This is a genomic window from Luteimicrobium sp. NPDC057192, from assembly GCF_042670205.1.
In the GTDB taxonomy this organism is placed as follows: Bacteria; Actinomycetota; Actinomycetes; order Actinomycetales; family Cellulomonadaceae; genus Luteimicrobium.
On sequence record NZ_JBHUWD010000039.1, the window covers coordinates 14432 to 39851 of the forward strand.

26 protein-coding genes are annotated in these 25420 nt (G+C 73.6%); 16 read left to right on the forward strand and 10 right to left on the reverse strand.

Annotation, left to right across the window (positions count from 1 at the left end; translation table 11 throughout):
• Nucleotides 1–67: 67 nt before the first annotated feature.
• Nucleotides 68–2305 (forward strand): helix-turn-helix domain-containing protein, encoded by a 2238-nt coding sequence (locus ACFT5B_RS16515; protein WP_386800211.1) that lies wholly within the window; start codon nt 68–70, stop codon nt 2303–2305.
• An 18-nt stretch (nt 2306–2323) separates the two neighbouring features.
• Here the strand turns inward: ACFT5B_RS16515 and ACFT5B_RS16520 are convergent, their stop codons facing one another.
• On the reverse strand, nt 2324–3094 hold the full coding sequence (locus ACFT5B_RS16520; protein ID WP_386800213.1) for an SDR family NAD(P)-dependent oxidoreductase: 771 nt from the start codon (nt 3092–3094) through the stop codon (nt 2324–2326).
• A gap of 125 nt (nt 3095–3219) precedes the next feature.
• On the opposite strand from ACFT5B_RS16520, the gene ACFT5B_RS16525 reads away from it, so the two are divergent.
• From ACFT5B_RS16525 to ACFT5B_RS16540, 4 genes are all read left to right on the forward strand, one after another.
• Complete coding sequence (locus tag ACFT5B_RS16525) at nt 3220–3822, forward strand: TetR/AcrR family transcriptional regulator (RefSeq protein WP_386800215.1); 603 nt, start codon at nt 3220–3222, stop codon at nt 3820–3822.
• A 78-nt stretch (nt 3823–3900) separates the two neighbouring features.
• Nucleotides 3901–4368, forward strand: a complete 468-nt coding sequence (locus ACFT5B_RS16530; protein ID WP_386800217.1) for a hypothetical protein — start codon at nt 3901–3903, stop codon at nt 4366–4368.
• 40 nt (nt 4369–4408) lie between these two features.
• Entirely contained in the window at nt 4409–5131 is a 723-nt protein-coding gene (locus ACFT5B_RS16535; RefSeq protein WP_386800219.1) for an HAD hydrolase-like protein, read from the forward strand.
• A 272-nt stretch (nt 5132–5403) separates the two neighbouring features.
• The gene (locus ACFT5B_RS16540; RefSeq protein ID WP_386800221.1) at nt 5404–6570 is read left to right on the forward strand and encodes a magnesium and cobalt transport protein CorA; all 1167 of its coding nucleotides are present in this window, start codon (nt 5404–5406) and stop codon (nt 6568–6570) included.
• Nucleotides 6571–6594: 24 nt separating this feature from the next.
• Here ACFT5B_RS16540 and ACFT5B_RS16545 read toward each other — a convergent pair whose 3' ends face one another.
• Nucleotides 6595–7434, reverse strand: a complete 840-nt coding sequence (locus tag ACFT5B_RS16545; RefSeq protein WP_386800223.1) for a GntR family transcriptional regulator — start codon at nt 7432–7434, stop codon at nt 6595–6597.
• A 217-nt stretch (nt 7435–7651) separates the two neighbouring features.
• On the opposite strand from ACFT5B_RS16545, the gene ACFT5B_RS16550 reads away from it, so the two are divergent.
• The 4 genes from ACFT5B_RS16550 to ACFT5B_RS16565 are packed head-to-tail and all read left to right on the forward strand — an operon-like array spanning nt 7652 to nt 12489.
• On the forward strand, nt 7652–8932 hold the full coding sequence (locus ACFT5B_RS16550) for an extracellular solute-binding protein (RefSeq protein WP_386800225.1): 1281 nt from the start codon (nt 7652–7654) through the stop codon (nt 8930–8932).
• 13 nt (nt 8933–8945) lie between these two features.
• Nucleotides 8946–9938 (forward strand): carbohydrate ABC transporter permease, encoded by a 993-nt coding sequence (locus ACFT5B_RS16555; protein WP_386800228.1) that lies wholly within the window; start codon nt 8946–8948, stop codon nt 9936–9938.
• Nucleotides 9935–10831, forward strand: coding sequence for a carbohydrate ABC transporter permease (locus ACFT5B_RS16560; RefSeq protein WP_386800230.1), 897 nt, complete (start codon nt 9935–9937; stop codon nt 10829–10831). Before ACFT5B_RS16555 ends, ACFT5B_RS16560 begins: the two co-directional genes overlap by 4 nt.
• Nucleotides 10828–12489: a beta-N-acetylhexosaminidase gene (locus ACFT5B_RS16565; protein ID WP_386800232.1), complete on the forward strand. Its 1662-nt coding sequence runs from the start codon at nt 10828–10830 to the stop codon at nt 12487–12489. The genes ACFT5B_RS16560 and ACFT5B_RS16565 overlap by 4 nt, the downstream gene beginning before the upstream one ends.
• A gap of 22 nt (nt 12490–12511) precedes the next feature.
• On the opposite strand, the gene ACFT5B_RS16570 is transcribed toward ACFT5B_RS16565, so the two are convergent.
• Complete coding sequence (locus ACFT5B_RS16570; RefSeq protein WP_386800234.1) at nt 12512–13312, reverse strand: nitroreductase family protein; 801 nt, start codon at nt 13310–13312, stop codon at nt 12512–12514.
• A gap of 113 nt (nt 13313–13425) precedes the next feature.
• Nucleotides 13426–13950, reverse strand: coding sequence for a carboxymuconolactone decarboxylase family protein (locus tag ACFT5B_RS16575; protein WP_386800236.1), 525 nt, complete (start codon nt 13948–13950; stop codon nt 13426–13428).
• 46 nt (nt 13951–13996) lie between these two features.
• Here ACFT5B_RS16575 and ACFT5B_RS16580 point away from each other — a divergent pair, with 46 nt between their 5' ends.
• Nucleotides 13997–15418, forward strand: a complete 1422-nt coding sequence (locus tag ACFT5B_RS16580; RefSeq protein WP_386800238.1) for a PLP-dependent aminotransferase family protein — start codon at nt 13997–13999, stop codon at nt 15416–15418.
• A gap of 13 nt (nt 15419–15431) precedes the next feature.
• Here the strand turns inward: ACFT5B_RS16580 and ACFT5B_RS16585 are convergent, their stop codons facing one another.
• Nucleotides 15432–16097 (reverse strand): heme oxygenase (biliverdin-producing), encoded by a 666-nt coding sequence (locus ACFT5B_RS16585; protein WP_386800240.1) that lies wholly within the window; start codon nt 16095–16097, stop codon nt 15432–15434.
• 189 nt (nt 16098–16286) lie between these two features.
• Between ACFT5B_RS16585 and ACFT5B_RS16590 the strand changes: the two genes are divergently transcribed.
• A complete protein-coding gene (locus tag ACFT5B_RS16590) occupies nt 16287–16712 on the forward strand; it encodes a hypothetical protein (protein WP_386800242.1) in 426 nt (141 codons plus the stop codon).
• Nucleotides 16713–16734: 22 nt separating this feature from the next.
• Here the strand turns inward: ACFT5B_RS16590 and ACFT5B_RS16595 are convergent, their stop codons facing one another.
• Together ACFT5B_RS16595 and ACFT5B_RS16600 are read right to left on the reverse strand one after the other, a co-directional pair.
• Nucleotides 16735–17337: a TetR/AcrR family transcriptional regulator gene (locus ACFT5B_RS16595; RefSeq protein ID WP_386800244.1), complete on the reverse strand. Its 603-nt coding sequence runs from the start codon at nt 17335–17337 to the stop codon at nt 16735–16737.
• A 43-nt stretch (nt 17338–17380) separates the two neighbouring features.
• Entirely contained in the window at nt 17381–18271 is an 891-nt protein-coding gene (locus tag ACFT5B_RS16600; protein ID WP_386800246.1) for an SDR family oxidoreductase, read from the reverse strand.
• 78 nt (nt 18272–18349) lie between these two features.
• Here ACFT5B_RS16600 and ACFT5B_RS16605 point away from each other — a divergent pair, with 78 nt between their 5' ends.
• Both ACFT5B_RS16605 and ACFT5B_RS16610 read left to right on the forward strand, forming a co-directional pair.
• On the forward strand, nt 18350–19579 hold the full coding sequence (locus tag ACFT5B_RS16605; RefSeq protein ID WP_386800248.1) for a GAF domain-containing protein: 1230 nt from the start codon (nt 18350–18352) through the stop codon (nt 19577–19579).
• 157 nt (nt 19580–19736) lie between these two features.
• Nucleotides 19737–20192: a HesB/IscA family protein gene (locus ACFT5B_RS16610; protein ID WP_386800250.1), complete on the forward strand. Its 456-nt coding sequence runs from the start codon at nt 19737–19739 to the stop codon at nt 20190–20192.
• Between the two features lie 69 nt (nt 20193–20261).
• On the opposite strand, the gene ACFT5B_RS16615 is transcribed toward ACFT5B_RS16610, so the two are convergent.
• Together ACFT5B_RS16615 and ACFT5B_RS16620 are read right to left on the reverse strand one after the other, a co-directional pair.
• On the reverse strand, nt 20262–20732 hold the full coding sequence (locus ACFT5B_RS16615) for a hypothetical protein (RefSeq protein ID WP_386800252.1): 471 nt from the start codon (nt 20730–20732) through the stop codon (nt 20262–20264).
• A gap of 29 nt (nt 20733–20761) precedes the next feature.
• Complete coding sequence (locus ACFT5B_RS16620; protein ID WP_386800254.1) at nt 20762–20974, reverse strand: hypothetical protein; 213 nt, start codon at nt 20972–20974, stop codon at nt 20762–20764.
• A 167-nt stretch (nt 20975–21141) separates the two neighbouring features.
• Here ACFT5B_RS16620 and adh point away from each other — a divergent pair, with 167 nt between their 5' ends.
• The 3 genes from adh to ACFT5B_RS16635 all read left to right on the forward strand — a co-directional run bounded on the left by adh (nt 21142) and on the right by ACFT5B_RS16635 (nt 24708).
• Nucleotides 21142–22665: an aldehyde dehydrogenase gene (adh, locus tag ACFT5B_RS16625; protein ID WP_386800256.1), complete on the forward strand. Its 1524-nt coding sequence runs from the start codon at nt 21142–21144 to the stop codon at nt 22663–22665.
• Between the two features lie 12 nt (nt 22666–22677).
• On the forward strand, nt 22678–23148 hold the full coding sequence (locus ACFT5B_RS16630; protein WP_386800258.1) for a DUF779 domain-containing protein: 471 nt from the start codon (nt 22678–22680) through the stop codon (nt 23146–23148).
• Nucleotides 23149–23241: 93 nt separating this feature from the next.
• Entirely contained in the window at nt 23242–24708 is a 1467-nt protein-coding gene (locus ACFT5B_RS16635; protein ID WP_386800260.1) for a sugar porter family MFS transporter, read from the forward strand.
• Between the two features lie 24 nt (nt 24709–24732).
• Here ACFT5B_RS16635 and ACFT5B_RS16640 read toward each other — a convergent pair whose 3' ends face one another.
• Entirely contained in the window at nt 24733–25272 is a 540-nt protein-coding gene (locus ACFT5B_RS16640; RefSeq protein WP_386800262.1) for a DinB family protein, read from the reverse strand.
• Between the last annotated feature and the right edge of the window lie 148 nt (nt 25273–25420).

The following is a 25420-nucleotide window of genomic DNA, read 5'->3' on the forward strand; positions in this document are numbered from 1 at the left end:
CCGCCGGAGCCGCGACCAGGAAGAAGACAGGCAGAACCGCCGCGTGCGGTCGGGCGAGGCGGTGACGGTGCAGGACGAGTCCTTCGGCGCGCTGGTCCGCCGTCTGCGGACGGAGGCCGACCTCACGCTCGAGGCGCTGGCCGAGGCGTCGGGCGTGAGCGACCGGGGGATCGGCGACATCGAGCGGGGCGTCAGCCGGGCGCCCCAGCGGCGTACCGTCCTGGCGCTCGCGGACGGCCTGGGCCTCGACGACGACGCGCGGGCGGCGCTCCTGGAGGCGGCGCGTGACGCACGCCGTCGGACCCTGGACTCGGCCGCGGGCTCGCGGCTCCCGGTCCCGGCCGCGCTCGAGGACTTCACGGGTCGGGCCGGCGACCGTCTCGCCGTCGCCGCCGCGCTCCGTGGCTCGACGCCGGGCGTCGCACCGGCCGTGGTGCTCGTCTCGGGCCCGCCGGGCTTCGGCAAGACGACGCTCGCGGCGCGGGTCGCGGCGGACCTCGCCCCCGACTTCGACGACCGCGTCTTCCTCGACCTGCGCGGCCTCGACGCGCAGCCCGTGGCGCCGGACGACGTCGTCCGCCGGCTCTGTGCGGCGCTCACGGCCTCGCCGGCGCCTGCCCGGGCGGACGACGCCGCGGACCGGCTGCGCGACGCGCTCGTCGGCCGGCGGGTGCTGCTGGTGCTCGACAACGCGGCGTCCGAGGAGCAGGTCCGTGCGGCGCTCCCGGCGTCGGGCCCGGCCGCCGTCCTCGTCACCTCCCGCAGGACGCTCGCCGGTCTCGCGGGCGCGCGCCGGTTCGTGCTCGGCACGCTCGCCGACGACGACGCGGTCGCGCTCCTGCGCCGGATCGTGCCGCCCGAGGCGGGCGGACCCGACGAGCTCGCACGGCTGGCGGCGCTCTGCGTCGACGTCCCGCTCGCGCTGCGGATCGCCGGGAACCGGCTGGCCGTCCGGCAGGGCTGGTCGGTGGCGCGCCTGGTCGCTCGCCTGGACGCGCCCGACCGCCGCCTCGACGGCTTGCGCGCGGGCGACCTGCAGGTCCGGGCGGCGTTCTCGTCGTCGTTCGAACAGCTCGGGCCGGGCGCGCAACGGATGTTCCGTCGGCTCGCGCTCGCGCTCGCGGACGCGCCGACCGTCGGTACGGGTCTGGCCGCTGCGTTGAGCGGGGAGGGGCTGCCCCGGGCGGAGGACCTGCTCGACGAGCTCGTCGACCTCAGCCTGGTCCAGCCGTCCGGAGACGAGCGGTTCGGGCTCCACGACCTGCTGCGGGAGTTCGCCGCGTCCGAGCTGAGGGCGCAGGAGGGCGACGACGCGGCGGCTGCGACCCGTCGCCGTGCGGACGCCTGGCTCCTCGCGACGGCGTCGCGTGCGGGCCGCTGGTTCGAGCCCGAGCACGAGGTGGTCCCCCAGGGCGAGGAGGCGCTGGTCGTCGTCGAGACCGCCGACGACGCGCGGCACTGGCTCGTCGCGGAGGCCGAGTCGTGGCTGGCGGCCCTGAGGCGCGCCGCCGACGGCGGGGCCGGGACGGTGGTCGTCGAGGTCGCCGAAGCGCTGCACTGGTTCTCGGACCTGTGGCCGCACTGGCGGGGCTGGGGCGAGGTGTTCAGGTTGTCGGCGCGGGCCGCGGCCGCGTCGGGGGACGACGCGCTCACCGCCACGCACGAGGGGTACCTCGCGTGGTCGCAGATCGTCGGGCTGGACGACATGGACGCCGCTCGCGCGAGTGCGCGCCGTGCCCTCGACGCAGCATCGCGCGCCGGGGACGACGCGGCGCTCGGCTGGGCGCACTACTACGTCGGGTGGGCGTCGGCGGACCCAGCGGTCTCGCGTCGGGAGGCGCGCCACGCCGCGGAGCACTTCCGCGCCGCGGGGGACCGCGAGGCGCTGCCCCAGGCCCTGCTCGCCGCTTCCGACGCGCAGGCTCGGCTGGGCGACGTCGACGGCGCGGTCGAGACGGCGCGCGAGGTGCTGGACGTCCTGGCAGACCCCGCGACCCGGCCGCGTGCCCAGGTCGCGGAGTTCACCGCCGCCTCGGCGCACGGCTACGTGGTCGCGATCCTCGGGGAGGCCGGCCGGTGGGCCGAGGTCCTCGAGCTCGCCCCCGAGGCGGTCGTGCTCGCGGAGACGCTCGGCGTGACGCGCATGGTCGCGCTCGCGCGGTACTGGCGCGGGCGGGCGCTGCTCGAGGTCGAAGGGCCGGCCGCCGCCGCCCCCGACCTGCAGCGTGCGCTCACGCTGCGCGAGGAGATGGGCGACGAGGCGGCCGCCTCCGCGATCCGTGACCTCCTGGACGCCCGCGGCTAGGGTCCGCCCGCGTGCCGCTCAGCCGGCGACCACCGCGACGCCCGTCCGGCCGCCGTCGACGTCGAGCACCGTCCCGTGGACGAACCCGGCGTCGTCGGACGCGAGGTACACGGCGGCCGCGGCGATGGCCTCCGGGCCGCCCGCGGTGCCGGCGGGCGTGCCGGACATCAGGCGGTCGCCGGCCTCGACGACGCGCTCGGGCGAGTCGGCGGACCGGATGACCCCGGGCGAGATCGCGTTGACGCGGATGTTCTGCGCGGCGAGCTCGCCGGCCCACGCGCGGGTCAGGGTCTCGACGGCGCCCTTCGACGCGGCGTAGAGGGGGCTCGTCGGCACGGCGAGGCGCGCGACCCACGAGCCGAGGTTGATGACGACGCCACCTCCGGCCTCCGCCATCGCGGGCACGAGCGCCTGGGTGAGGAAGAACGGCGCCTTCACGTTGACGGCGAGGACGTGGTCGGCGAGCGCGTCGTCGGTATCGGCGGTGGTATGGGCCGGGAACACCCCGGCGTTGTTGACGAGGACGTCGACGCGCCCGCCGAGCAGGGCGAGCGCCTGGTCGGCGAGCTCACGGCTGCGGGCGGACGAGCCGTCGAGGTCGGCGCGGACGAAGTCGGCGGTGCCGCCCGCGGCGCGCAGGGCGTCGACGACGGCGCGGCCGCGCTCCTCGTCCCGGCCGGAGACGACGACGTGCGCGCCCTCGGCCGCGAGGGCGGTGGCGATCGCGCGCCCGATGTTGCTGGTGGAACCTGTCACGAGGGCCGTACGGCCCAGGAGTCGCTGTGTCATGGCGTCGACGCTAGGAGCGGAAAAATGGACTCTCAAGTCCAAACAAGGGCTTGCGCCTCCGCTGTGAGCGAAGACGGCGCGACCCGGCTGGACCGCCCGACCCAGAAGGTGCCTACGCTGGCCGCATGACGCTCACCGCCAAGGGCCTGGCCACCCGCGCCCGGATCGTCCAGGGCGCCGCCGACTTCCTCCGCGGCACCGACGACGGCGAGATCACGCTCGACGACGTCCGGGCCATCACCGGCACCAGCAAGGGCCAGCTCTTCCACTACTTCCCGGGCGGCAAGGACGACCTGCTCATGGCGGTGGTCCGGCTCGAGGCGGACCACGTCCTGGACGACCAGCAGCCCTACCTCGCGAACCTCACCACGTGGGCGGCGTGGGAGCGGTGGCGGGACGTCGTCGTCGCGCGGTACCGGGCGCAGGGCAGCCGCTGTTCGCTGAGCGCGCTCATGGGGCAGGTGGGCGGCGTGCCCGGGGTCCCGGAGGTCGTGCGCGACCTCCTCGTCGACTGGGAGGCGCACCTGGCCGCCGGCATCCGGTCGATGCAGGACGCGGGCGAGATGCGCGCCGACCTGCCGGCCGGGAGAGCCGCCGCTGCACTCGTGGCCGGCATCCAGGGCGGCGTCCTGCTCCTGCGCACGACCGGGGACACTCGGCACCTCGAGGCGGCTCTCGACGCAGGCCTCGACCACCTGCGGGCCCCCGCCGGAGATCGGGTCTGGTAGCCCGCGGGTTCCGCCGTGCCGGGGCGCGGGGCAGCCCTCCCCATCGAGCCGGCGGGCACCGGTTGGTACGGTGCCCGCGTGCTGACGTGGGGCAGGAGCTGGGGCAACCAGGAGCTGGTGCTGGACGGGACGACGGTGGGCCGGTTCGACACTGCGACGTTCCGGGAGCGCACGACGGTCCAGCTCGGGACGGAGACGTGGGAGTACGCGCGGCAGCCGGGCGGAGGGATCCTGGGGACCGGTCCGGTGGGCTCGCCGACGCCGTTCCAGCTCTGGGCGACCCGACGCTCGTTCTTCAGCTACGCGTGGGACGTCGCGACGCCCGCAGCCCGCTACGAGCTCAAGCAGGGTGTGTTCTCGACCGCGTTCCAGGTGCTGCGCGGCGGTGTCCAGGTCGGCGAGGCCCGCCGCGCCGGGATGATGACGAGCCGCTTCTCGCTGGTGCTCCCGCCCGACGTCCCGCTCCAGGACCAGGCGTTCCTCCTGTGGGTCGTCGAGGCCTCCGAGCGGCGGCGGAGCCACAGCTCGACCACCTCCGCGAGCTAGAGGATCCCGCGCCCGGGTCGACAACGTAGCCTTCCGGACTGTGACCTCACCCGCCGAGCCGCTGCCCCTCAGCCTTCCCGCCCTGCCGCCGGCCGTCGTCCTGCTCGACCTGGACGGCACCCTGACCGACTCCGCGCCCGGGATCACGGGCTCGCTCCGGGCCGCCCTCGCCGAGGCGGGCCTCCCCGTGCCCGACGACGCCACGCTGCGCCGGTTCGTCGGGCCGCCCCTCCCGCAGATGCTCGCCGCGCACGGGGTGCCGACCGACCGGGTGGACGAGCTCGTGGCCCGCTACCGCAGCCACTTCACCGCGGGCGGGATGTTCGACAACGCCGTCTTCCCCGGGATCGTGGACGCGATGGACGCGCTCCGCGCCGCAGGGGCCGTGCTCGCGGTCGCCACGTCGAAGCCCGAGGTCTACGCCCGGCAGATCGCGGAGCACTTCCGTCTGGACGCGCACCTGACCCACGGCCTCGACGGCGTGTTCGGCGCCGACGCCGACCAGGGGTCGCGGTCGAGCAAGGCGGAGGTCGTCGCGCACGCCCTCGCGAGCCTGCGTGCGCGCGGCGTCGACGCCGGCCCGACGACGACCGTCATGGTGGGCGACCGCGAGCACGACGTGCTCGGTGCCGGACGCCACGGGCTCGCGACCGTCGGCGTGGCCTGGGGCTACGCGGAGCCGGGCGAGCTGGAGGACGCCGGCGCGGTCGCCGTCGTCGGGACGCCGGCCGAGCTCACCGCGCTGCTGCTCGGGCCCCGCTGACGGGGTACCCTGGACGACGGCCCGCTGAGGGCTGACAGCAGCACCGACACCGCACGCGACGCGTGCCGAGCGAGGGGAGGACCGCCATGCGCAGCGAACCTCCCAGTGATAGTCGCTCCCGCGGCCTCGAAGGCCGCGGCGTGTCCCTGCACCTCCAGCACCGTCCCGCCCGCCACGCGCGCGGCTGACGGCCCGCGCGCGCTCGGCGCCGCGGACCTCTGACCGCGACGACCGTGCGTCGACGGTGCGCCAGCGCTGTCCTGGAGCCCGTCATGACCGACCGTCCCATCACCCGTCTCGCCACCCTCGCGCGCCGCCCCCACCTGCTCGCGCGCCGCGACTCCGAACTGGCGCGCGCCCGCCGCGGCAGCCTGCCCGCCCTGCCCGCCCCCGACGAGGCGAGCGCGGCTTCCGAGGCGGGGTCGAGCATCGTCGACTCCGCCATCTACGTGCAGGGCCGCCGCGTCACGACGCCGCCCTCGCTCGGCGACACGTTCCGTGCGCTGCGCGCCGAGGACGACGCGATGGCCTGGATCGGCCTGTACCGGCCGAGCGAGAAGGACCTGACCCGGCTCGCGGTCGAGTTCGACCTGCACGAGCTCGCCGTCGAGGACGCGATCGTCGCCCACCAGCGGCCCAAGCTCGAGCGGTACGGGGACACGCTGTTCGTCGTCCTGCGGGCCGCGCGCTACGTGGACGCGACCGAGGAGGTCGAGTTCGGCGAGCTGCACGTGTTCGTGGGGCCGGACTTCGTGGTGACCGTCCGGCACGCCGAGTCGCCGAACCTCACGGCGGTGCGCCGCCGCACCGAGGCGGACCCGTCGATGCTCGCCCGCGGCCCGGAGGCGGTGCTGTACGCGATCCTCGACGCCGTCGTCGACGGGTACGCGCCGGTCGTCGCCGGGCTCGAGAACGACATCGACGAGATCGAGACCGAGGTGTTCCGCGGCGAGGCGTCGGTGTCGCGGCGCATCTACGAGCTCTCGCGCGAGGTCGTCGAGTTCCAGCGCGCCGTGCGCCCGCTGCGCCAGATCCTCACGGCTCTGCGCGCCGGGTTCGACAAGTACCAGATCGACGAGGAGCTCCAGAGCTACCTGCGCGACGTCGCGGACCACGCGACCGAGGTCGCGGAGCGCATCGACGGCTTCCGGGTCGCGCTGCGCGACATCCTCACCGTCAACGCGACGCTCGTGTCGCAGCGGCAGAACGAGGAGATGCAGGCGCTCTCGGAGGCGAGCAACGCCCAGAACGAGGAGGTCAAGAAGATCTCCGCGTGGGCGGCCATCCTGTTCGCGCCCACGCTCGTCGGGACGATCTACGGCATGAACTTCAACATGCCGGAGCTGCAGTGGCGCTACGGCTACCCGTTCGCGCTCGTCGCCATGCTGTGCGTGAGCGTCGGGCTGTGGAGCGTCTTCAAGGCGCGGCGCTGGATCTGACGGGCCCGACGGCGCGGGGTCGGCTCAGCGCTGGACCTCGCCGCGCGTGACGTACTCGACGGACGTCTCGCTCGCGGGCATGCCGGGGTAGTGGCCGGCGGTCGTCCGGACGCGCGCCGCCTCGGGCTCGCCGCCGGACGCCTCGGTGAGCGAGAGCCGCGAGACGATGCGGTACCGGTCACCCCGGTAGACGGAGTGGACGTACTCGACGGGTCGGCCGCCGTCGTCGAGCGTGAGCCGTTCGAACATGAGCGCTGCGGAGAACGGCGGGACGCCCATGATGCGCGCCTCCTCCTCGCTCGTGACGGTGGCCTCCATGGCCTGCGTGGCGCTCGCCACGCGGACGCCGTGGTGCTGCGCGAGGTGCTCGTAGAAGTCGCCGGACTCGACGTCGGCGGGGTCGAGGTCGGGGACCACCGCGGCGGGGAGGTAGAGATACTCGATCGCGATCGGCTCGCCGTCGACCAGCCGGAGGCGGGCGACGTGCACCACGGTCGCGGACGGCGAGAGGTGGAGGCGCCGTCCGACGCGCGGGCCGGCCGGCACCGTGCCGAGGTCGAGCACGCGGCTCGACCAGGCACCACCGGCGCGCGGGACCTCCGCGACCGTGTCGTGCGCGACGAGCTCCTGCGTGACCTTCGCGCGCGCGACGAACATGCCCCGCCCGTGCTCGCGGACCACGAGTCCCGCGGCGACCAGCTCGTCGACGGCGGCCCGCAGAGTCGGCCGCGAGACGCCGAGCTGGTGGGAGAGGTCGCGCTCGGAGGGCAGGGGATGGCCCGCGGGCTGCGACTCGACGAGCTCGAGGATGTGGTCGCGGACGAGCTCGCGCTTGCGGGTGGGTGTCGCGGGGCTGTCGGGCACGCGTGATCCTCCTGGTTGCCTCAGAACTGACCACTGGTGAGTATGCCACCTCCCCGTCCCAGGACAGCTCCTGTCGGAACGTTTCGGGCTGATTGCTGCGATATCTCGTTCTGATCACGACTGACGCGACCTCTTGACGGCGTGTCCCGGGACGTGCCATCTTCGCTCTCATTACTTACCAGTTGACCAACTGGTAAACAACGAGGCGAGGTGAACCATGAGGAAGTTCCGCACCGCGGGCACGGCCGCGGCGACGGCGGCGGCCCTGGCCCTGACCGTCGCGGCCTGTTCGTCCGACGACGGCTCGGACGACCCCGGCACGAGCACGAAGGGCGCCACGACGATCGACGTCTGGCTCATGCGCGACAGCATCTCCGACGCGTTCCAGCAGGAGTTCGTCGCGGGGTTCGAGCAGGCCCACCCCGACGTCAAGGTCGACGTCCAGGTCCAGGAGTGGGAGGGCATCGGCCAGAAGATCATCTCCGCGCTCGCCAGCGACGACGCGCCGGACGTGATCGAGGTCGGCAACACGCAGGTCGCGCAGTACGCCGCGAGCGGCGGGCTCACCGACCTCAGCGACAAGGTCTCCGACCTCGGCGGCTCGGACTGGATCCCCGGGCTCGCCGAGCCCGGTAAGATCGACGGCAAGCAGTACGGGATCCCGTACTACGCGGCGAACCGCGTGGTGCTCTACAACAAGGACCTCTTCGCGAAGGCCGGGATCACCAGCCCGCCGACGACCCGCGACGCGTGGCTCCAGGACACCACCAAGCTCAACGCGGGCGGCAACCAGGGCATCTACCTCGCCGGCCAGAACTGGTACACCTACGCCGGGTTCCTGTGGGACGAGGGCGGCGACCTCGCGACGCAGGACGGCGACACCTGGACGGGTGGGCTCGACACGCCCGCGGCCGCCGCCGCGATCGACTTCTACGGCAAGCTCCAGAAGCTCGGCAAGGGACCCAAGGACGCGGACGAGCAGCACCCGCCGCAGATCGACGTGTTCGCGGGCGGCAAGGTCGCCCAGATGATCGCGACGCCGGGTGCCGCGGCCCAGGTGACGGCCGCGAACGCCGCCATGAAGGACAAGATCGGGTTCTTCCCGATCCCCGGCAAGACGGCCGACGAGCCGGGCGCCGTCTTCACGGGCGGCTCCGACCTGGTGATCCCGACAGCCGCGGCGCACCCCGACCAGGCCTACACGTTCATCAAGGAGCTGGCCGGCGACGACTGGCAGAAGAAGCTCGCGGTCGCCATGAGCTACGTGCCCAACAAGACGACGCTGGCGAGCGCGCTCGCCGGCGACCCGGGCGCGGCGGCCATGGCCGCGGGGGCAGCCAACGGTCACGCGACGCCGAACTCGCCCAACTGGGCGGCGGTCGAGGCGAACAACCCGATCAAGAACTACATGACGCAGGTGCTGACGGGGGCGGACCCGGCCGTCGCCGGCAAGGCAGCGTCCGACTCCATCGCGAAGACGCTCAATGCGTCGAGCTGAGCTGGAGGGGGTCGTGGGAGGTGCGGCGTCTCCCGCGTCCCGCGACCCCCTCCTCACCGAGGGGCGGGCCGAACGGCCCGCCCCCGCGGGGCCGGGCGCCGGGACGTCCGCCCTGCGACGGGGTCCCGGCCCCTGGCCCTACCTGCTGATCGCGCCGACCGTCGTCGTGGTCGGCGTCGTGCTCGGGTATCCCGTCGTCCGCAACGTCGTGATGTCGTTCCAGGACTACGGGCTGCGCGAGCTGATCCGCGGGGGAGCCGGGTTCGTCGGGTTCGACAACTACGTCGAGCTGCTCTCGGACGGAACGTTCTGGGGCGTCGTCGTGCGCACGCTCGTGTTCACCGCGATCAACGTGCTGCTGATCATGGTGCTGTCGACGCTCGTGGCGCTCATGATCGGCGCGCTCGGTCGCGTGCTGCGGTTCTCGGTGATGGCCGGTCTCGTCGTGGTGTGGGCGACGCCCATCATCGCGGCCACGACCATCTGGCAGTGGCTGTTCCAGTCGCAGCGCGGCATCGTCAACTGGGCGCTCGTCGGGCTGGGGCTCGACCGGTTCGAGGGCTACTCCTGGCTCGCCCACGGGAACGCCGCCTTCGCGATGCTCGTGCTGCTCATCGTCTGGCAGTCCGTGCCCTTCGCCGCGCTGACCCTCTACGCGGGCCTGACGACGGTCCCGCACGAGCTCTTCGAGGCGGCCCGGATCGACGGTGCGTCCGGGTTCCGGCTGTTCCGCTCGGTGACGTTCCCGATCCTGAGGCCGCTGTTCGGGCTCATCACCTCGCTCGAGGTGATCTGGGTGTTCAAGGCGTTCGCGCAGATCTGGGCGATCACGCAGGGCGGGCCCGACGACGCGACCACCACGCTGCCCGTCTACGCCTACCAGGTCGCCCAGTCGCTGCACCGCTACGGGCTGTCGGGGGCGATCTCGGTCGTCACGGTCGTGATGCTCACGCTCCTGCTCCTCGTGTACTTCCGTCAGACCTTGCGCCAGGAGGGCGACCGATGACGAGCGCCACCACCCCCGTCCCCGCTGCGACCGTCTCTGCCGGCCCCGCGCCGTCGGGCCGCCGACGGCTCCGGCCCGGGCGCGTCGCGCTCGCGGCGGCCGCCGTCGTGACGATCCTCGCGTCGATCTTCCCCGTGTACTGGATGCTCCGGACGGCGGTCGAGCCCACGCGCGACCTGCAGTCGGGCTCGCCGAGCCTCTGGCCGCGTGCCCTGACGCTCGACCACTTCCGCACGGCCCTGGACGCGGACGGCTTCTGGACCTTCTGGCGCAACAGCCTGCTCGTGACGCTCGGGTCCGTGGTCGTGGCGCTCGTCGTGGCCGCGCTCGCGGCGTTCGCGGTCGCGCGCCTGCGCTGGCGGGGCCGCGGCGTCTTCGTGCTCGTCGTGTTCGCCGCCCAGATGGCGCCCTGGGAGGCGCTGCTCATCCCGATGTACATCGTGGTGCGCGACGCCGACCTGCTCGACCGGCTCGCGACCCTGCTCGTCATCTACACGGTGATCACCCTGCCGTTTACGATCCTCACGATCCGGGGCTTCCTCGAGGCGATCCCGATCGAGCTCGAGGAGGCGGCGCGCGTCGACGGGTGCTCGCGCGCCACGGCGTTCCGGCGCATCGTCTTCCCGCTGCTCGCGCCCGGCCTGCTGTCGACGTCGCTCTTCGGGTTCATCACCGCGTGGAACGAGTTCGCGTTCGCGAACACCCTCATCATCAAGAACCAGGACAGCCGGACGCTGCCCGTCTGGCTGTCGTCGTTCAACAACGTCTTCGGCACGGACTGGGGTGCCACGATGGCCGCCTCGACGCTCTTCATGCTGCCCGTGCTGCTGGTGTTCGTCGTCCTGCAGAACCGGGTCACGGGCGGGCTCACGGCCGGGGCGGTGAAGGGATGAGCGCCCTCCCCGCGCCGGCGCCCGCCCTGGTGCCGGCGCCGCGGTCGTGGCGTGCGCGGCCCGGCGTCCACGTCCTCGACGAGCGCTCGACCCTGCACTCCGACCCCGCGCTCGCGGGCGAGGCGCGGCGGCTGCGCCGCCTGCTCGGCGCGAGCGGCGGCCTCGACCTCGAGCCCGCCGGGCACTTCTCCGCGACCGTCCGGCTCGCGCTCGACGAGGCGCTGGGGCCCGAGGCGTTCGTGCTGGACGTCCTTCCCGAGCGGGTCGAGGTGCGCGCGGGCGGACCGGCGGGGGCGTCGTACGGGATCGAGGCGCTGCGCCAGCTCCTGCCGCCCGACGGGTACAGGTCGGCCGTCGTCACGCCCCCGCCCTGGGAGCTCCCGTGCGGCACGGTCGAGGACGAGCCCGTGCTGGCGTGGCGCGGCGTCCTCCTCGACGTGGTCCGGCACTTCCTGCCCGTGCGCGAGGTGCTGCGGTTCGTCGACCTCATGGCCCAGCACCGGCTCAACACCCTCCAGCTCCACCTGACCGACGACCAGGGCTGGCGGCTCGAGATCGCCGGGTTCCCCGAGCTCACGGCGGTCGCGTCGTGGCGGCGCGGCTCGCAGGTCGGCGCGGGCGACGACGCCCTCGAGGACGGCCGCCCCCACGGTGGCTTCTACACGCGGGCCGACGTCGCCGAGATCGTGGCGTACGCCGCCGAGCGGCACGTGACGGTGGTGCCCGAGGTCGACCTGCCGGGTCACGTCCAGGCGCTCGTCGCCGCGTACCCCGAGCTGGGAGCCGGCCTTGACCCCGCGTCCGACGGGAGCCTGGTGGCACCGGAGGTCTGGACGCGCTGGGGGATCTCCGACCACGTGCTCGGGCTGTCCGAGCGGGTCGTCGAGCAGGTCGGGGCGATCCTCGACGACGTGCTCGACCAGTTCCCGTCGCCCGTGCTCGCCCTCGGCGGCGACGAGTCGCCCAAGGTGCGGTGGCACCGCGACCCGGAGGTGGTGCGGCGTCGGGCCGAGCTGGGTCTCGACCGCGACGCCGACGCGCAGAACTGGCTGCTCGACCGCCTCGCGCAGCGGGCGCGGGCGCGGGGCCGCCGCGTCCTGCTGTGGGACGAGGTGCTCGAGGGCGCGCCGGTGCGCGACGCGGTCGTCGCGTCGTGGCGCGGCTCGCACGGGGTCGCCGGGGGCCTCGCCGAGGGCTACGACGTCGTCGCCTGCCCCGCGGACGAGGTCTACCTCGACTACCGCCAGTCCGACGACCCGCGCGAGCCGGTCCCGGTCGGCGTGGTCACGGACCTCGACCGCGTGCTCGCCTTCGACCCGCGCCGCGGCGTCGACGGCACCGAGGCCGGCCGGCTGCTCGGCGCCCAGGCGCACCTGTGGACGGAGCACGTTGACTCGCCCCGCACGCTCGACTTCCTCGCGTTCCCGCGGCTTGCGGCCTTCGCGGAGGTCGTCTGGCGGGGAGGCCCGAGCGAGCCCGAGGAGTTCCGGGCGCGGCTCGCGGTCCACGCCCGCCGCCTGGAGGCGCAGGGCGTGGAGCTGCGGGACGCGGACGGCCCGCGCCCGTGGCAGGAGCGGCCCGGTGTCGTCGGGTCGCCGCTCGAGCGGCACGAGCTCGACGCGCACCTGCGCCGGCTCGTCGGCCTGGGCCCGCTCTGACCGCCGACCGAGAAGGGGCCGGCTACCAGCGGCCGCGGTGGACGACGTCGTCCATCGCGCGCCGGGGTCGGCGCTTCGCAGAGCCGGTCGCGCCGCCCGGCGCCGGGTGGCCGATGGTGATCGCGCCGACGGGGTCGTGGTCGGCGCGGATCCCGAACGCCTCGCGCACGGCGGCGTCCGCCTCGGGCGGGATCCCGAAGAAGAGGGCCCCGAGCCCCTCGTCGACGACGGTCTGCAGGATCAGCAGGCTCGCCATCGCGGTGTCGAGGTCCCAGAACGGCTGCGGCCAACGGGCCTCGTCGCGGTCGGTCCAGCCCTTGTCGGGCTCGGCGTAGCGGTCGAGGTAGGTCGCCTTGCTGCTGCATGGGATCACGACGACGGGTGCGCGCATCATGCCCTCGAGCCAGGCGTCGGGGTGCTCCGTGTCGGCCGTCGCCTCCCAGTAGCGGCGGACGTCGTCCGGGGTGTCGAGGACGAGGAACCCCCAGCCCTGGCTGAACCCGGCGCTGGGGGCGCGGACGGCGTTGCGGAGCGCCCGGTCGACCACTGCCGGGTCCACCGGGTCCGTGGTGTAGCTGCGGGTCATGCGGCGGCGGTCGACGACGTCCTGGAACTCCATGCCCGCAGCATGCCACCCCGCGCCGAGGGTGACGTCGCGTTCGCCGAGGGTGACGTCGCGTTCGCTGAGGGTGACGTTGCGTTCGCCGAGGGTGACGTCGCGTTCGCCGACGGTGACGTTGCGTTCGCTGAGGGTGACGTTGCGTTCGCTGAGGGTGACGGTCGTCCACAGCTGCGGGACCGGTGCCCTGTGGATACGTGTCACCGTCGGCGGACGTCGTGTCACCGTCGGCGCCTGCGGTGTCACCGTCGGCGGACGGCGTGTCACCGTCGGCGAACGCGACGTCACCGTCGGCGGACGGAGAGTCTCCGTCGGTGTCAGTCGTGGAGGGTCGGGTTCCAGGTCCGCGTCGTGACGTTGATGGTGTTCCACGCGTTGATGGTGGTGAGGGCGGCGACGAGCGCGCCGAGCTCGTCGGGAGTGAAGTGCCGCGCCGCCTCCTGCCAGACCTCGTCGGGCACGTGGGTCTGCGCGAGGAGCGTGACCTGCTCGGTGAGGTCGAGGGCGGCGCGCTCGCGGGCCGTGAAGAACGGCGCCTCACGCCAGACGGGCACTGCGGTCACGCGTTGCGGGTGCTCGCCCGCGGCGAGCGCGTCGGTCGTGTGGAGGTCGACGCAGTAGGCGCAGCCGTTGAGCTGCGAGGCGCGGAGGCGGACGAGGTCGCGCAGGCGCGCGTCGAAGCCGACGCGGTCGAGCTCGGCCTCGGCGGCCCGGTGCAGCCGGTTCATGGCGGCGCTGAATCCGGGCGCGGCCTGCTGGATGTCGAGGCGGACGGGGATGGTGACGGGCGCGTCGTCCGGGGTGGTGGGGGTGGTCTCGGTGGGGGTGGTGGTCGTCGTCATGTCGTCGACACTACGGAGGATCGGACCGCGCGTAGAGTCCACTTCGATGACAGAAACCTGGGCCACTCGCGCGGGCCTCGACCTGTTCCTCGCCCCCGAGGCGGCGCGTGGCGCGCGGCCGCGCCGCGCGCTCGAGGACGCGCTGCGCGACGCCGTCCGGACCGGGCGCCTCGCCGCAGGGACGCGCGTGCCGTCGTCACGGAGCCTCGCCGCGGACCTCGGGATCGCCCGCAACACGGTCGCCGAGGTGTACGGCCAGCTCGTCGCCGAGGGGTGGTTCGAGGCGCGCGTGGGCTCCGGCACCTGGGTGGGGGAGCGGCCCCGCCCGGCCGCGCGTCCGGCGCCACCGGAGCGGACCACCCGTCCGGCGGCCGACCTGCGGGCCGGCCTGCCCGACGGCACCCAGCTCCCGCGCTCGGCCTGGACCGCCGCCACCCGCCGCGCGATCGAGGCGCTCGGCCCCGGTGAGCTCGGGTACACGCCGCGCGTCGGGCTGCCCCGGCTCCGCGAGGAGGTCGCGGAGTACGTCGCGCGGACGCGCGGGGTCGTCGCCCGGCCCGACGACGTCGTCGTCACGACGGGCTTCAGCGAGACGCTCGCGCTGGTCTGCGCGGCGCTGCGGGCGAGCGGGGCGCGGCGGCTCGCCGTCGAGGCCTACGGGCACGAGCGGCACCGGGCGATCGCGCGTGCGGCCGGGCTCGACCTGCAGGTCCTGCCCGTCGACGACGACGGCGCGCGCGTCGACCTCCTCGACGCCGACGCCGTGCTCCTCACCCCCGCGCACCAGTTCCCCACGGGCGTGCCGCTCGCGCCCGCCCGCCGCGTCGCCGTGGCGCGCTGGGCCGAGGCCACCGACGGCCTCGTCGTCGAGGACGACTACGACGGCGAGCTCCGCTACGACCGCCGCCCCGTCGGGGCGCTCCAGGCGCTCGCACCGGGTCACGTCGTCTACGCGGGGACGGCGAACAAGGCCTTCGCGCCGTCGCTCGGGGTCGGCTGGGCGGTCGCCCCGGGCTGGCTGGTGGCCGAGCTCGAGCGGATCCGCGCCGACCGGGGCGTGCGTGCCGACGGGCTCGGCCAGGCCGTGCTCGCCGACCTGCTCGCGACCCACGCCTACGACCGGCACGTCCGGCGGGTGCGTGTCGCGTACCGGGAACGCCGCGACCGGCTGGCCGCGGCGCTCGCGTCACGGGTACCTCGCGCGCAGCTGCGGGGGCTGCCCGCCGGGCTGCACGTCGTCGTCGAGCTGCCCGACGGCGTCGCCGCGAGCGCCGCCGTGGAGGCGGGGGAGCGGCACGGCGTCCTGTTCGAGGCGCTCGCCGACTTCCGCGCGGCCGTCCCCGGGATCGTGGGCGGGGCTGACGCCGACGGGCGCTGCGTCGTCGTGGGGTTCGGGGCGCCCCCGGCGCACGCCTACGCGGCAGCGCTCGAGGGGACGGTGGCGGCGCTGGCCGAGGCCGCGGGCTGACTCGGGTGGGTCGTCAGGCGCAGTGCACGGCGCCGAGGTCCGCGAACATCGCGGCGTTGAGGCGGAACGCGAGCTTCGCCTCCTCGACCGCACGCGCGACCTCGCCGTCGTCGAGCCCGAGGCCGTCGAGGCGCTCGCGGTAGACGTCCTTGAAGGGCTTGGACTTCGGGATCTCGTCGAACGTGTAGAACGCGAGGCCCTCGGGCCCGAGGTCGTAGTGACGCTCGAGCATGCGCTTGATGATCTGCCCGCCGGACAGGTCGCCGAGGTAGCGCGTGTAGGCGTGCGCGGCGTAGCGGGCCAGGTCGGAGCCGGTGCCCTGGAGGTGCGCCACGTAGGCGAGCGTCGCGGGGTGGATCGTGATCCGCTCGCGCCAGTCCGGCCCGACGAGGACCGCGAGGTCCTGCTCGATGGACGGGACCCGGGTCAGCTCGTCGAAGACGAGGCTCGCGCCGCGCGCGTCGGACCGGACCACGGTGCTCTCTGCCTCGAGCGCGCGGTACACGGCGAGCTGCTGGGCAGCGAGGTCGGCGTAGGCGCCGACGTCGAGCCTGCCGGCGAGGAGCTGTTCGACGAACCCGGAGGCCTCCGCCTGCTCGTGCTCCGGGCGGGTTCCCTCGCGTAGCCGGCGGGACAGCGGTGCGGTGGTCAGCACGTCGAGTGCGACGGTCCGGGTCACGGGCGTTCTCCTCGGGGTGCAGATGACAAGCCGTCAGGAAGCGTACGCGACGGTTTGCCTACCCCCAGTGGCTCGACTGGCGGGTCCAGGCCCGACGACGGCCACCCCCTACCGTCGTCGGGTTCCGGTTGTGCACAGGGCGCGTCGTGCGGCCGGTGGTCGGCCGCACGCAGGCGACACCCTGGGCGCATGACGATCCCTGACGCCCTGGACCTGCCCGACCTTCCCCTCACGACCGACGAGGACGTGACCGAGCGCGTGCGCGACATCGTCGGTCGCGCCGCGCGCCGGCAGCTCTGGCTGTTCTTCCTCGACGCCGACGACCGCCAGCTCCCCGTGCTGCTGCCGATCCCCGACTTCCCGCCCAGCCCGGACGGTGGCCACGCCGAGCAGCTCGCCGGGTCGTTGGCGGCGCTGGTCCAGGAGGTCGACGCGGCGCAGGTCGTGGTGGTGTGGGAACGCCGGCTCGACGACCGTGCGACGACGCTCGACCGCGCCTGGGCGGCGCGGCTCGCCGAGGCGTGCCGGGCCGCGAGGGTCCGGCTGCGGGGTCAGCTCCTCAGCCACCGCACGGGGGTGCGGTGGCTCGCGCCGGACGAGCTCGTCGGTGCGTGAACCCGGCCGCCGGGCGAGCAGGCTAGGCCGCGACCTGGTGCGCCCCGACGGCGCGGAGGACGAACGACTCGGTCGCCTCGATGCAGCGCTCGCGCTCGGGGGAGGACTCGGGGATGAGGCGCCCGGAGAGGCAGGCGTTGACGAGGCCGACGGTGACCTCGACGTCCTGGGGTGGGAGCTCGCCGGTCTCGACGCCCTCGTCGAGGATGTCGCGGAGGATCGTCTCGACGAGGACCACGTGCTCGCGGAGCCGGTGCTGGGCCTGCTTGGACAGGATGGTCCGCAGGTCCGGTCCGGGCGCGAGGTGGAAGACGCGCGACAGCCGGGCCTGCTGACGGACGTAGGTGCGGAGCTTCTCGACGGGGTCGTCGACGTCGGCCAGCGCGCGCTCGAGCGTGTGCACGTACTGCTCGGTCTCGTGCGTGATGAAGCCGAGGAGCATCGCTTCCTTGTCGGGGAAGTGGTTGTAGACGGCGGTGCGGCCGACGCCGGCGGCGGCCGCGATCTCGGCGAGCGTGATGGTGTCGAAGCCTCGGTCGGTCATCAGGGTGGACAGGGCGGTGAAGAGCTTCTGCCGGGTCTGCGCACGGTGCTCGTGCAACGACCCCCCGATGATCTTTGGCATGCTGACACGGTAGCACCGGCATGTCATAACCCCGGTCTCCGTGTCACGTGGCCTGCAGCACGTCCCGGAGCGTCATCGGCTCGCGCCCGGTCAGCCGCTCGACGTCGCCGCTCACGTGCCGGAGCGCACCCTCGGCGATCGCCGTGTACGTGGACACCCACGCGTCGACCTGCCACCGGGGTGCTCCGTAGACCGCGCGGGACTGGTAGGCCTCGCGCACCGACTCGGCGTGGTACCGCGCCGGACGCCCGGTGACCTCGTGCACGACGCGGGCGACGTCGGCGAGGCCGATCGCCTCCCGGCCCGTGAGCTCGTACGCCCGCCCCCCGTGCGTGCCGGGGTCCGCGAGGACGTCCGTCAGGACCGCGGCCGCGCACCGCGCGACGTCCGCGCGGGCGACCGCCGCGACGACGCCGTCCCCAGCGGGGCCCCGCAGGACGCCGTCCTCCCCGACCCACTCCGCGAGCACGTCCAGGTACAGGCTGTCGCGCAGGAACGTCCACGCCATCCCGGACAGCCGCACGAGCTCCTCGGTGGCCGCGTGGTCGCGCGCGAGCGTGAAGGAGGCGTCAGGACCGGCGCCCTGGAACGACGTGTAGACGACGTGCCGGACCCCGGCCCGCACCGCCGCCTCGACGAACCGCTCGTGCTGGTCGAGCCGGTCGGCCGACTCCGTCGCCGACACGAACAGCACGACGTCCACGCCCGCCAGTGCCCGCTCGACGGCCGCGCCGTCGCCGTAGGCCGCCTCGACGACCTCGGCGCCGGGCAGCGCCGGGGCCCGCGACGGGGTGCGGACCAGGAGCCGCTGCGGGACGTCGTCGTCGGCGAGCAGGCGCGCGACCAGGCCGCCCACGTGCCCCGTCGCGCCGGTGACCGCGACCCGCGGGCCGTGGCGCCCGCTCGCGTCCGCCGAGCCAGGAATCTCACCCATGGGCTCATCGTGCGCCCCGACCTACACTGGCTGCACCTCGGCCCGCGACGACGCGGGCGACACCCGGAGGGAGCGTCGATGCCCGTCGACGACCGCGTCAGCCTCGCGTACGAGGCCGCCGTGTCCGGAGACGTGGCGTCGCTGCGGCGCCGGCCGGGCGTCCGACCGCTCGTCGCCGACTCGTGGGCGCGCAGCCTGCGTCGCGGCCTCGACCCCGACACCCCGCGCACCGAGGTCACCACGCACGCCGACCTCGTCGGGGAGCGGTCCCGCAGCCCGCTCGCCGCCGCGATGCCCGTCGTCCGGGACCTGCTCGTGGACGCCGTCGCGGACGACGGGCTGATCGTCGCCCTGTCCGACGGCGCCGGTCGGCTCCTGTGGGTCGAGGGCAACCGGAGGGTGCGCGACGAGGTCGGCCGGATCGGGTTCGTCGAGGGCGCGGTGTGGCGCGAGGACGTCGTCGGCACCAACGCGCCCGGCACGGCGCTCGCGACCGGGCGGCCGGTGCAGGTCGTCGGGCCCGAGCACTTCACGCGGCCCGTGCAGGCGTACTCGTGCGCCGCGGCTCCCGTACGCGACCTCGCGACCGGCCGGGTGCTCGGCGTCCTGGACGTCACCGGGGGCGCGCCTGCCGCGTCGGGCGTGATGCTCTCGCTCGTGCGCGCCTCGGCCGCCGCCGTGGAGCGCGAGCTGGCCCGACTCGTCCGCCGTGACGACGCGGCGCCGTCAGGCCCGCAGCTTCGCGCCCTCGGCGCCGTCCCCACGCTCCGCCTGCCCGGCGCCCCGAGGCAACGGCTCAGCCTGCGGCACGCCGAGCTGCTGGTCCTGCTCGCCGAGAGCCCCGAGGGCTCGACCGCCGACGAGCTCGCCGTCCTCCTGGCGCCCGGCTCGCTCTCCGAGGTCACCGTGCGGGCCGAGGTCTCGCGGCTGCGCCGCGTCGTCGGGCCGCTGCTCGACGACGGCCGCCCGTACCGCCTCGCCGTGCCGGTCGCCACGGACGTCGCCGCCGTCCGAGCGAGCCTCGCGTCCGACGACGTCGCAGGCGCGCTCGAGCGCTACCCCGGGCCGCTGCTCCCGCGGTCCGTGGCGCCCGGCGTCGAACGGCTGCGCGACGAGCTCGAGGCCGACGTGCGCTCCGCCGTCCTGCGCAGCACCGACGCGGACGCCGTCGACCGATGGACCGCCCGGCGCGAGGGCGCCGACGACCATGCCGCGTGGGCACGCCTGGCCCGCCTGAGTGTGCCCGGGAGCGCCGCGCACGCCCGGGCCCAGGGCCGGCTCGCGCTCCTCGACCGCACCCTCCGCTGAGCGGGTCGGTGCCCCCTCGCCGAGAACACGGGGTCCCCGCCCGTCCCGCCGCCTGGACGGGCGGGCGGCCCGTGCTCGGCGGGCGCAGCCCCCGTGCTCGCGGCAGACCGCATCGACGGCCGCCCGATTTGTGGGTGGGTGCGGGTAGACCCCTCCCATGGACGACGACGTGACCGTGCTCCCGCCCTTCGACGTCACCCGCGCGGCGATCGACCAGCTCGGGGCCCTCGGCGGATGCGTCCTGATCGACGTCCGGGACGGAGGGTGTTGCGGGTCGACCTATGTCTTCGAGGCCCTCGCCACCGACGCCGTCCCCGCCGGTGCCCAGCGGTACGGGTGTCCGGGCGCGTGGCTCGCCGTCGGGCCGGGGGCCGCCGCGGTGCTCGACGGAGCGACGCTCGACTACGCCGCGCGCCTCAAACCGCCGCGGTTCCGTGTGCTGCGCAACCCCAACACGGCGTACGTCTGCGCGTGCCGTCGCTCGTTCGGGAAGCCGTGGCCGGGTCCGCGCCAGCCGGGCTGCCGCTCGTACGAGCCGATGCCGTGGGACGACGACTACGACCCACCGGCCGCCTGGAAGCGTCAGACCGGCTACGGCGCCGACACCACCTGAGCCCGGCCCGGCGCAGCAGATCGGACCGCGTCGGAGATCATCGAGTGCTGGGTGGGGCCGCCGGACTCTTCAGACGTGGTGGCGTTCCGTCTGGTGCCGACCCCGCGGGGCGATGCTGCGTCGGACTCGCGGGTCGATGCGGTGTGGGCGTCGCCGGGTGCGGGCGCCTTCTCTCAGATCGACGACGGCGAGGGCTGCCGCCGCCAGAGCGATGAGCCAGACGATCCAGGCGAGGTGCGAGATGTCGTGGCCCTCTTCCTCGTTGACGGTCGGGTCGGTGGGGAGATACCGCAGCTTCAGGAGATCGCCGGCTCGAACGTCGCTGTCGTACTCGGAGACCTGGTAGCTGCCCGGTAGGCCCGGGATAGCGACGTCGAGGTAGCGATCGGTGGAGCGCGGATTGTGGATGACGTGGACCCGGACGACGCGCGTCACGGCGACCGCTCCGTGCCGGTCGAGGGCCCCTTGGTCGTGCATCATGACGAAACTCACGACGGTGCACAGCACGGCGACGCCCACCAGGGCGACGGCGCGGAACACACGGACGCCGCCGGCTGGACCGGACGAGGTCATGCCGAGCGGCCTCGCCGCCGAAGCCGAGTGTCGCGGACGAACCCGGCCAGCACACACGTCGCGACGAGCGCGCGCATGCCGGCGTCGAACCACCTTCCGTCGTACGCGGCACCACAGGCCCCCACGGTCAGCAGCGCTCCGGCGTAGAGCATCATCCACCGCCACACCGGGAGCGTCCTCGGCGAGGTGCGTAACAGCGCACGGATCACGGCTGGAGGGTACCGGTTCCCGGTGCTCGAGCACGACGCCTCCGAGCGCAGGGAGGCCGGTGCAACGGACCTGCAACGCGACGTCCCTAGCGTCGTGCCCGACGGCGCATGACGCCGGGCGGCGCCCCTCGACCGGGGTGCCAGGGCACGACTGCGAGGAGGCAGCGATGACCGTGTACGCCGCCCCGGGGACCCCGGGCAGCATCGTCACGTACCGCGAGCGGTACGACCACTGGATCGGCGGGGAGTACGTGCCGCCGTCGAGCGGTGAGTACTTCGAGAACCCCAGCCCGGTGACGGGCCGGACCTTCACCGAGGTCGCGCGCGGCAACGCCGCCGACATCGAGCGTGCCCTCGACGCCGCCCACGGCGCGGCCCGCTCGTGGGGCCGGACCAGCGCGACCGACCGTGCCAACATCCTCAACAAGATCGCCGACCGCATGGAGGCGCACCTCGAGGAGATCGCGGTCGCCGAGTCGTGGGAGAACGGCAAGCCGGTCCGCGAGACGCTCGCCGCCGACATCCCGCTCGCGATCGACCACTTCCGCTACTTCGCCGGCGCGATCCGCGCCCAGGAGGGCTCGATCTCGGAGATCGACGAGGACACCATCGCGTACCACTTCCACGAGCCGCTCGGCGTCGTCGGGCAGATCATCCCGTGGAACTTCCCGATCCTCATGGCGACCTGGAAGCTCGCGCCGGCGCTCGCTGCCGGGAACACGGTGGTCCTCAAGCCGGCCGAGCAGACGCCCGCGTCGATCCTGTTCCTCATGGACATCATCGGCGACCTGCTGCCCGCGGGGGTCGTGAACGTCGTCAACGGGTTCGGCGTCGAGGCGGGCAAGCCGCTGGCAAGCAGCCCGCGCATCCGCAAGATCGCGTTCACGGGCGAGACGACGACCGGCCGCCTGATCATGCAGTACGCGAGCGAGAACATCATCCCGGTGACGCTCGAGCTCGGCGGCAAGAGCCCCAACATCTTCTTCGACGACATCGCCCGCGCCCAGGACGACTTCTACGACAAGGCGCTCGAGGGGTTCACGATGTTCGCGCTCAACCAGGGCGAGGTGTGCACGTGCCCGTCGCGCGCGCTCATCCAGGAGTCCATCTACGACTCGTTCCTCGCCGACGCGAAGGCCCGCACCGAGGCGATCAAGCAGGGCAACCCGCTCGACACCGACACGATGATCGGCGCGCAGGCCAGCAACGACCAGCTCGAGAAGATCCTGTCCTACATCGACATCGGCAAGGCCGAGGGAGCGAAGGTCCTCACGGGCGGCGCACGGGCGGACCTCGGCGGCGACCTCGCGGACGGCTACTACGTCCAGCCGACGATCTTCGAGGGCAAGAACTCGATGCGGATCTTCCAGGAGGAGATCTTCGGTCCCGTGGTGGCGGTCACGAGCTTCTCCGACTTCGACGACGCCATCACCATCGCCAACGACACCCTGTACGGGCTGGGCGCGGGCGTGTGGTCGCGCGAGGCCAACACCGCGTACCGGGCCGGGCGGTCGATCGAGGCCGGCCGCGTGTGGACGAACTGCTACCACGCGTACCCCGCGGCGGCCGCGTTCGGCGGGTACAAGGGGTCCGGCGTCGGGCGCGAGAACCACAAGATGATGCTCGACCACTACCAGCAGACCAAGAACCTCCTGGTCAGCTACTCCCCCCAGAAGCTCGGCTTCTTCTAAGGGGCGGACGACGTGACCACCCCTCCCGTCCTCGGCAGGGTCGACGTCACCGACGCCGCGGCCGCGCTCCTCGCGCGGCTGCGGCGCCGGCACGGCGACCTCATGTTCCACCAGAGCGGCGGGTGCTGCGACGGCTCGTCGCCCATGTGCTACCCCGACGGCGACTTCCGCGTCTCCGAGACCGCCGACGTCCACCTGGGCGACCTCGTGGTCGAGGAGCCGTCCGCGGGGGGCGACTCTCCTCCCGCCGGCACGACGCCGCCTGGGAGCGCGGCGTCGTCGTTCACCGTGCCGGTGTGGATGAGCCGCGCGCAGTTCGAGTACTGGAAGCACACGCACCTCACGATCGACGTGGTGCCGGGACGCGGTTCCGGGTTCAGCGTCGAGGCGCCCGAGGGCGTGCGTTTCCTCATCCGCTCGCGGCTCCTGACGGACGACGAGTGGGCCGCGCTCTCCGGCGACCTCCCCACCGAGCCCGGGTGAGCGGACGCCGGCACCGCCGCTCCGGTGGCGGCTCCCGGTGCGCTCGGTAGGGTCCGAAGAGAACCGGATCGCCGAGACCAGCGGGGGTACGTCATGTCGAACGCCAGCGAGAAGCCCACCGTCTCGAGGTTCAACGCGCGGGTCGTCCTGATCTCGGTCGGTGCCGCTCTCGGTGGCTTCCTGTTCGGCTTCGACACCTCCGTCATCAACGGCGCCGTCGAGTCGATCAACAAGCACTACGACATCACCAACACGGGGCTCCAGGGCTTCGCGGTGTCGTCGGCGCTGCTGGGCTGCGCGGTCGGCGCGTGGTTCGCCGGGGGCGTCGCGAACCGGCTCGGGCGCATCCCCGTCATGGTGATCGCCGCGTTCCTCTTCCTCGCGTCGTCGATCCTCACGGGGCTCGCGCCCAACCTGCCGCTGTTCATCATCTGGCGCGTCGTCGGCGGCCTCGGCGTCGGGGCCGCCTCGGTGATCGCGCCGGCCTACATCGCCGAGGTGTCACCCGCGAGGGTGCGTGGCCGGCTGGGTTCGCTGCAGCAGCTGGCCATCGTGCTCGGCATCTTCGTCGCCCTCCTGTCCGACAACCTGCTCGCCAACACGGCGGGCAGCGCGTCCGACACGCTGTGGTGGGGCCTCGAGGCGTGGCGCTGGATGTTCTTCGTGACCGCGATCCCCGCGCTCGTGTACGGGATCGCGGCGCTCGGCCTCCCCGAGTCCCCGCGCTACCTCGTGCACAAGGGCGACTACGACAAGGCCTCGCGCGTCCTCCACGACTTCTCCGGTGAGCTCGACGTCAACCTCAAGATCCAGGAGATCGAGAAGACGATCGACAAGGAGAAGCGCGAGTCCCTGGGCGACCTGCGGGGCAACCGCTTCGGGCTCAAGCCCGTCGTCTGGGTCGGGATCCTGCTGTCGGTGTTCCAGCAGTTCGTCGGGATCAACGTGATCTTCTACTACTCGTCGTCGCTGTGGCAGTCCGTCGGCTTCGACGAGTCCGACGCGCTCCTCGAGTCCGTGATCACGTCGATCACGAACATCGTGGTGACGGTCGTCGCGATCCTCCTGGTCGACAAGGTCGGCCGACGGCCCATGCTCCTCGTCGGCTCGGCCGGGATGGGCGTCTGCCTCACGACCATGGCGATCGCCTTCTCCCAGGCGACCGGTTCCGGCGACAACCCGAGCCTCGAGGGCGCCTGGGGCACCATCGCGCTCGTCGCGGCCAACGGCTTCGTCGTGTTCTTCGGCGCCACCTGGGGACCGCTCGTCTGGGTGCTCCTCGGCGAGATGTTCCCCAACTCGATCCGCGCCACCGCCCTCGCGGTCGCCGCGGCCGCCCAGTGGCTCGCCAACTTCTTCATCTCGACGACGTTCCCGAAGTTCTCCGAGATCGGCCTCACGTTCGCGTACGGGTTCTACGCGTTCTTCGCGATCCTGTCGTTCTTCTTCGTGCTCTGGCAGGTGCCAGAGACGAAGGGTCGTGAGCTCGAGGACATGTCCGACGACGCCGCTGTCGTGCGGCGCGGAGGCAAGACGCAGGTCGCCGAGAGCGCCGCCTGAGCGACAGGCGGCGCCGCGGCGCCGTCAGGCGTCGACGTCGTGCAGGTGGTGCACCAGGTCGTGCGCGAAGTACTGCCCGAGCGTCCGCACCGTGAAGACCGACCCGTTCGAACGGCGCCCCGGACGCTCGTACTGGTCCGGCGTCACCACGTCCCACCGGCCCGCGATCGCGCGGCCAGCCGCCTCCAGCTCGCCGCCGACGACGGCCGGGTCCTGGTGCGTGTAGTCGTCCTCGAGCGCCGCGGCGTCCTGGTCCCAGTTGGCGAACAGCGGGTCGTCCGACTCCAGCATCGACTCGAGACGCACGTCGAACACCCGGAACACGTCACGCGTGTGCGCGCCGTACTCGAGCGGTGACCAGACCGACGGCTCCGGGCGGTCCCGCGCGTCGTCCGCCGCGAGCCGCGCCCGCCAGCGGGGGAGCGAGTCACGCACCAGCGGTGCGATGTCCTCGACCTCGAGCCGACCCGCCTCGAAGCCGCACTCCGCGCACGGCTCGTCGAGGACCCAGGTCCAGTCCTTCGTGTCGGGGGTGATGGCGTCGTTGCGCGTCTCGTCGGTCACGTGTCAGAGCGTACGGCTCGGGCGGTGGCCGGTCGGTCCTTGGTCAGGTCGGGCGGGGAGGGGAGAGGGGCGCGCGGTCTTCCATCCGCCTCCGCTCGTTCCTCGCTCCGGCTCCCGCCAGACCCGCCACGACCGCGCGCCCCTCTCC

What these genes read in the sequence shown, in the direction of transcription:
- ACFT5B_RS16520 (WP_386800213.1), bottom strand. Translation starts at nt 3,094, where the DNA reads ATGACACAGCGACTCCTGGGCCGTACGGCCCTCGTGACAGGTTCCACC.
- ACFT5B_RS16525 (WP_386800215.1), top strand. Translation starts at nt 3,220, where the DNA reads ATGACGCTCACCGCCAAGGGCCTGGCCACCCGCGCCCGGATCGTCCAG.
- ACFT5B_RS16540 (WP_386800221.1), top strand. Translation starts at nt 5,404, where the DNA reads ATGACCGACCGTCCCATCACCCGTCTCGCCACCCTCGCGCGCCGCCCC.
- ACFT5B_RS16550 (WP_386800225.1), top strand. Translation starts at nt 7,652, where the DNA reads ATGAGGAAGTTCCGCACCGCGGGCACGGCCGCGGCGACGGCGGCGGCC.
- ACFT5B_RS16560 (WP_386800230.1), top strand. Translation starts at nt 9,935, where the DNA reads ATGACGAGCGCCACCACCCCCGTCCCCGCTGCGACCGTCTCTGCCGGC.
- ACFT5B_RS16565 (WP_386800232.1), top strand. Translation starts at nt 10,828, where the DNA reads ATGAGCGCCCTCCCCGCGCCGGCGCCCGCCCTGGTGCCGGCGCCGCGG.
- ACFT5B_RS16575 (WP_386800236.1), bottom strand. Translation starts at nt 13,950, where the DNA reads ATGACGACGACCACCACCCCCACCGAGACCACCCCCACCACCCCGGAC.
- ACFT5B_RS16580 (WP_386800238.1), top strand. Translation starts at nt 13,997, where the DNA reads ATGACAGAAACCTGGGCCACTCGCGCGGGCCTCGACCTGTTCCTCGCC.
- ACFT5B_RS16590 (WP_386800242.1), top strand. Translation starts at nt 16,287, where the DNA reads ATGACGATCCCTGACGCCCTGGACCTGCCCGACCTTCCCCTCACGACC.
- ACFT5B_RS16595 (WP_386800244.1), bottom strand. Translation starts at nt 17,337, where the DNA reads ATGCCAAAGATCATCGGGGGGTCGTTGCACGAGCACCGTGCGCAGACC.
- ACFT5B_RS16600 (WP_386800246.1), bottom strand. Translation starts at nt 18,271, where the DNA reads ATGGGTGAGATTCCTGGCTCGGCGGACGCGAGCGGGCGCCACGGCCCG.
- ACFT5B_RS16605 (WP_386800248.1), top strand. Translation starts at nt 18,350, where the DNA reads ATGCCCGTCGACGACCGCGTCAGCCTCGCGTACGAGGCCGCCGTGTCC.
- ACFT5B_RS16610 (WP_386800250.1), top strand. Translation starts at nt 19,737, where the DNA reads ATGGACGACGACGTGACCGTGCTCCCGCCCTTCGACGTCACCCGCGCG.
- adh (WP_386800256.1), top strand. Translation starts at nt 21,142, where the DNA reads ATGACCGTGTACGCCGCCCCGGGGACCCCGGGCAGCATCGTCACGTAC.
- ACFT5B_RS16635 (WP_386800260.1), top strand. Translation starts at nt 23,242, where the DNA reads ATGTCGAACGCCAGCGAGAAGCCCACCGTCTCGAGGTTCAACGCGCGG.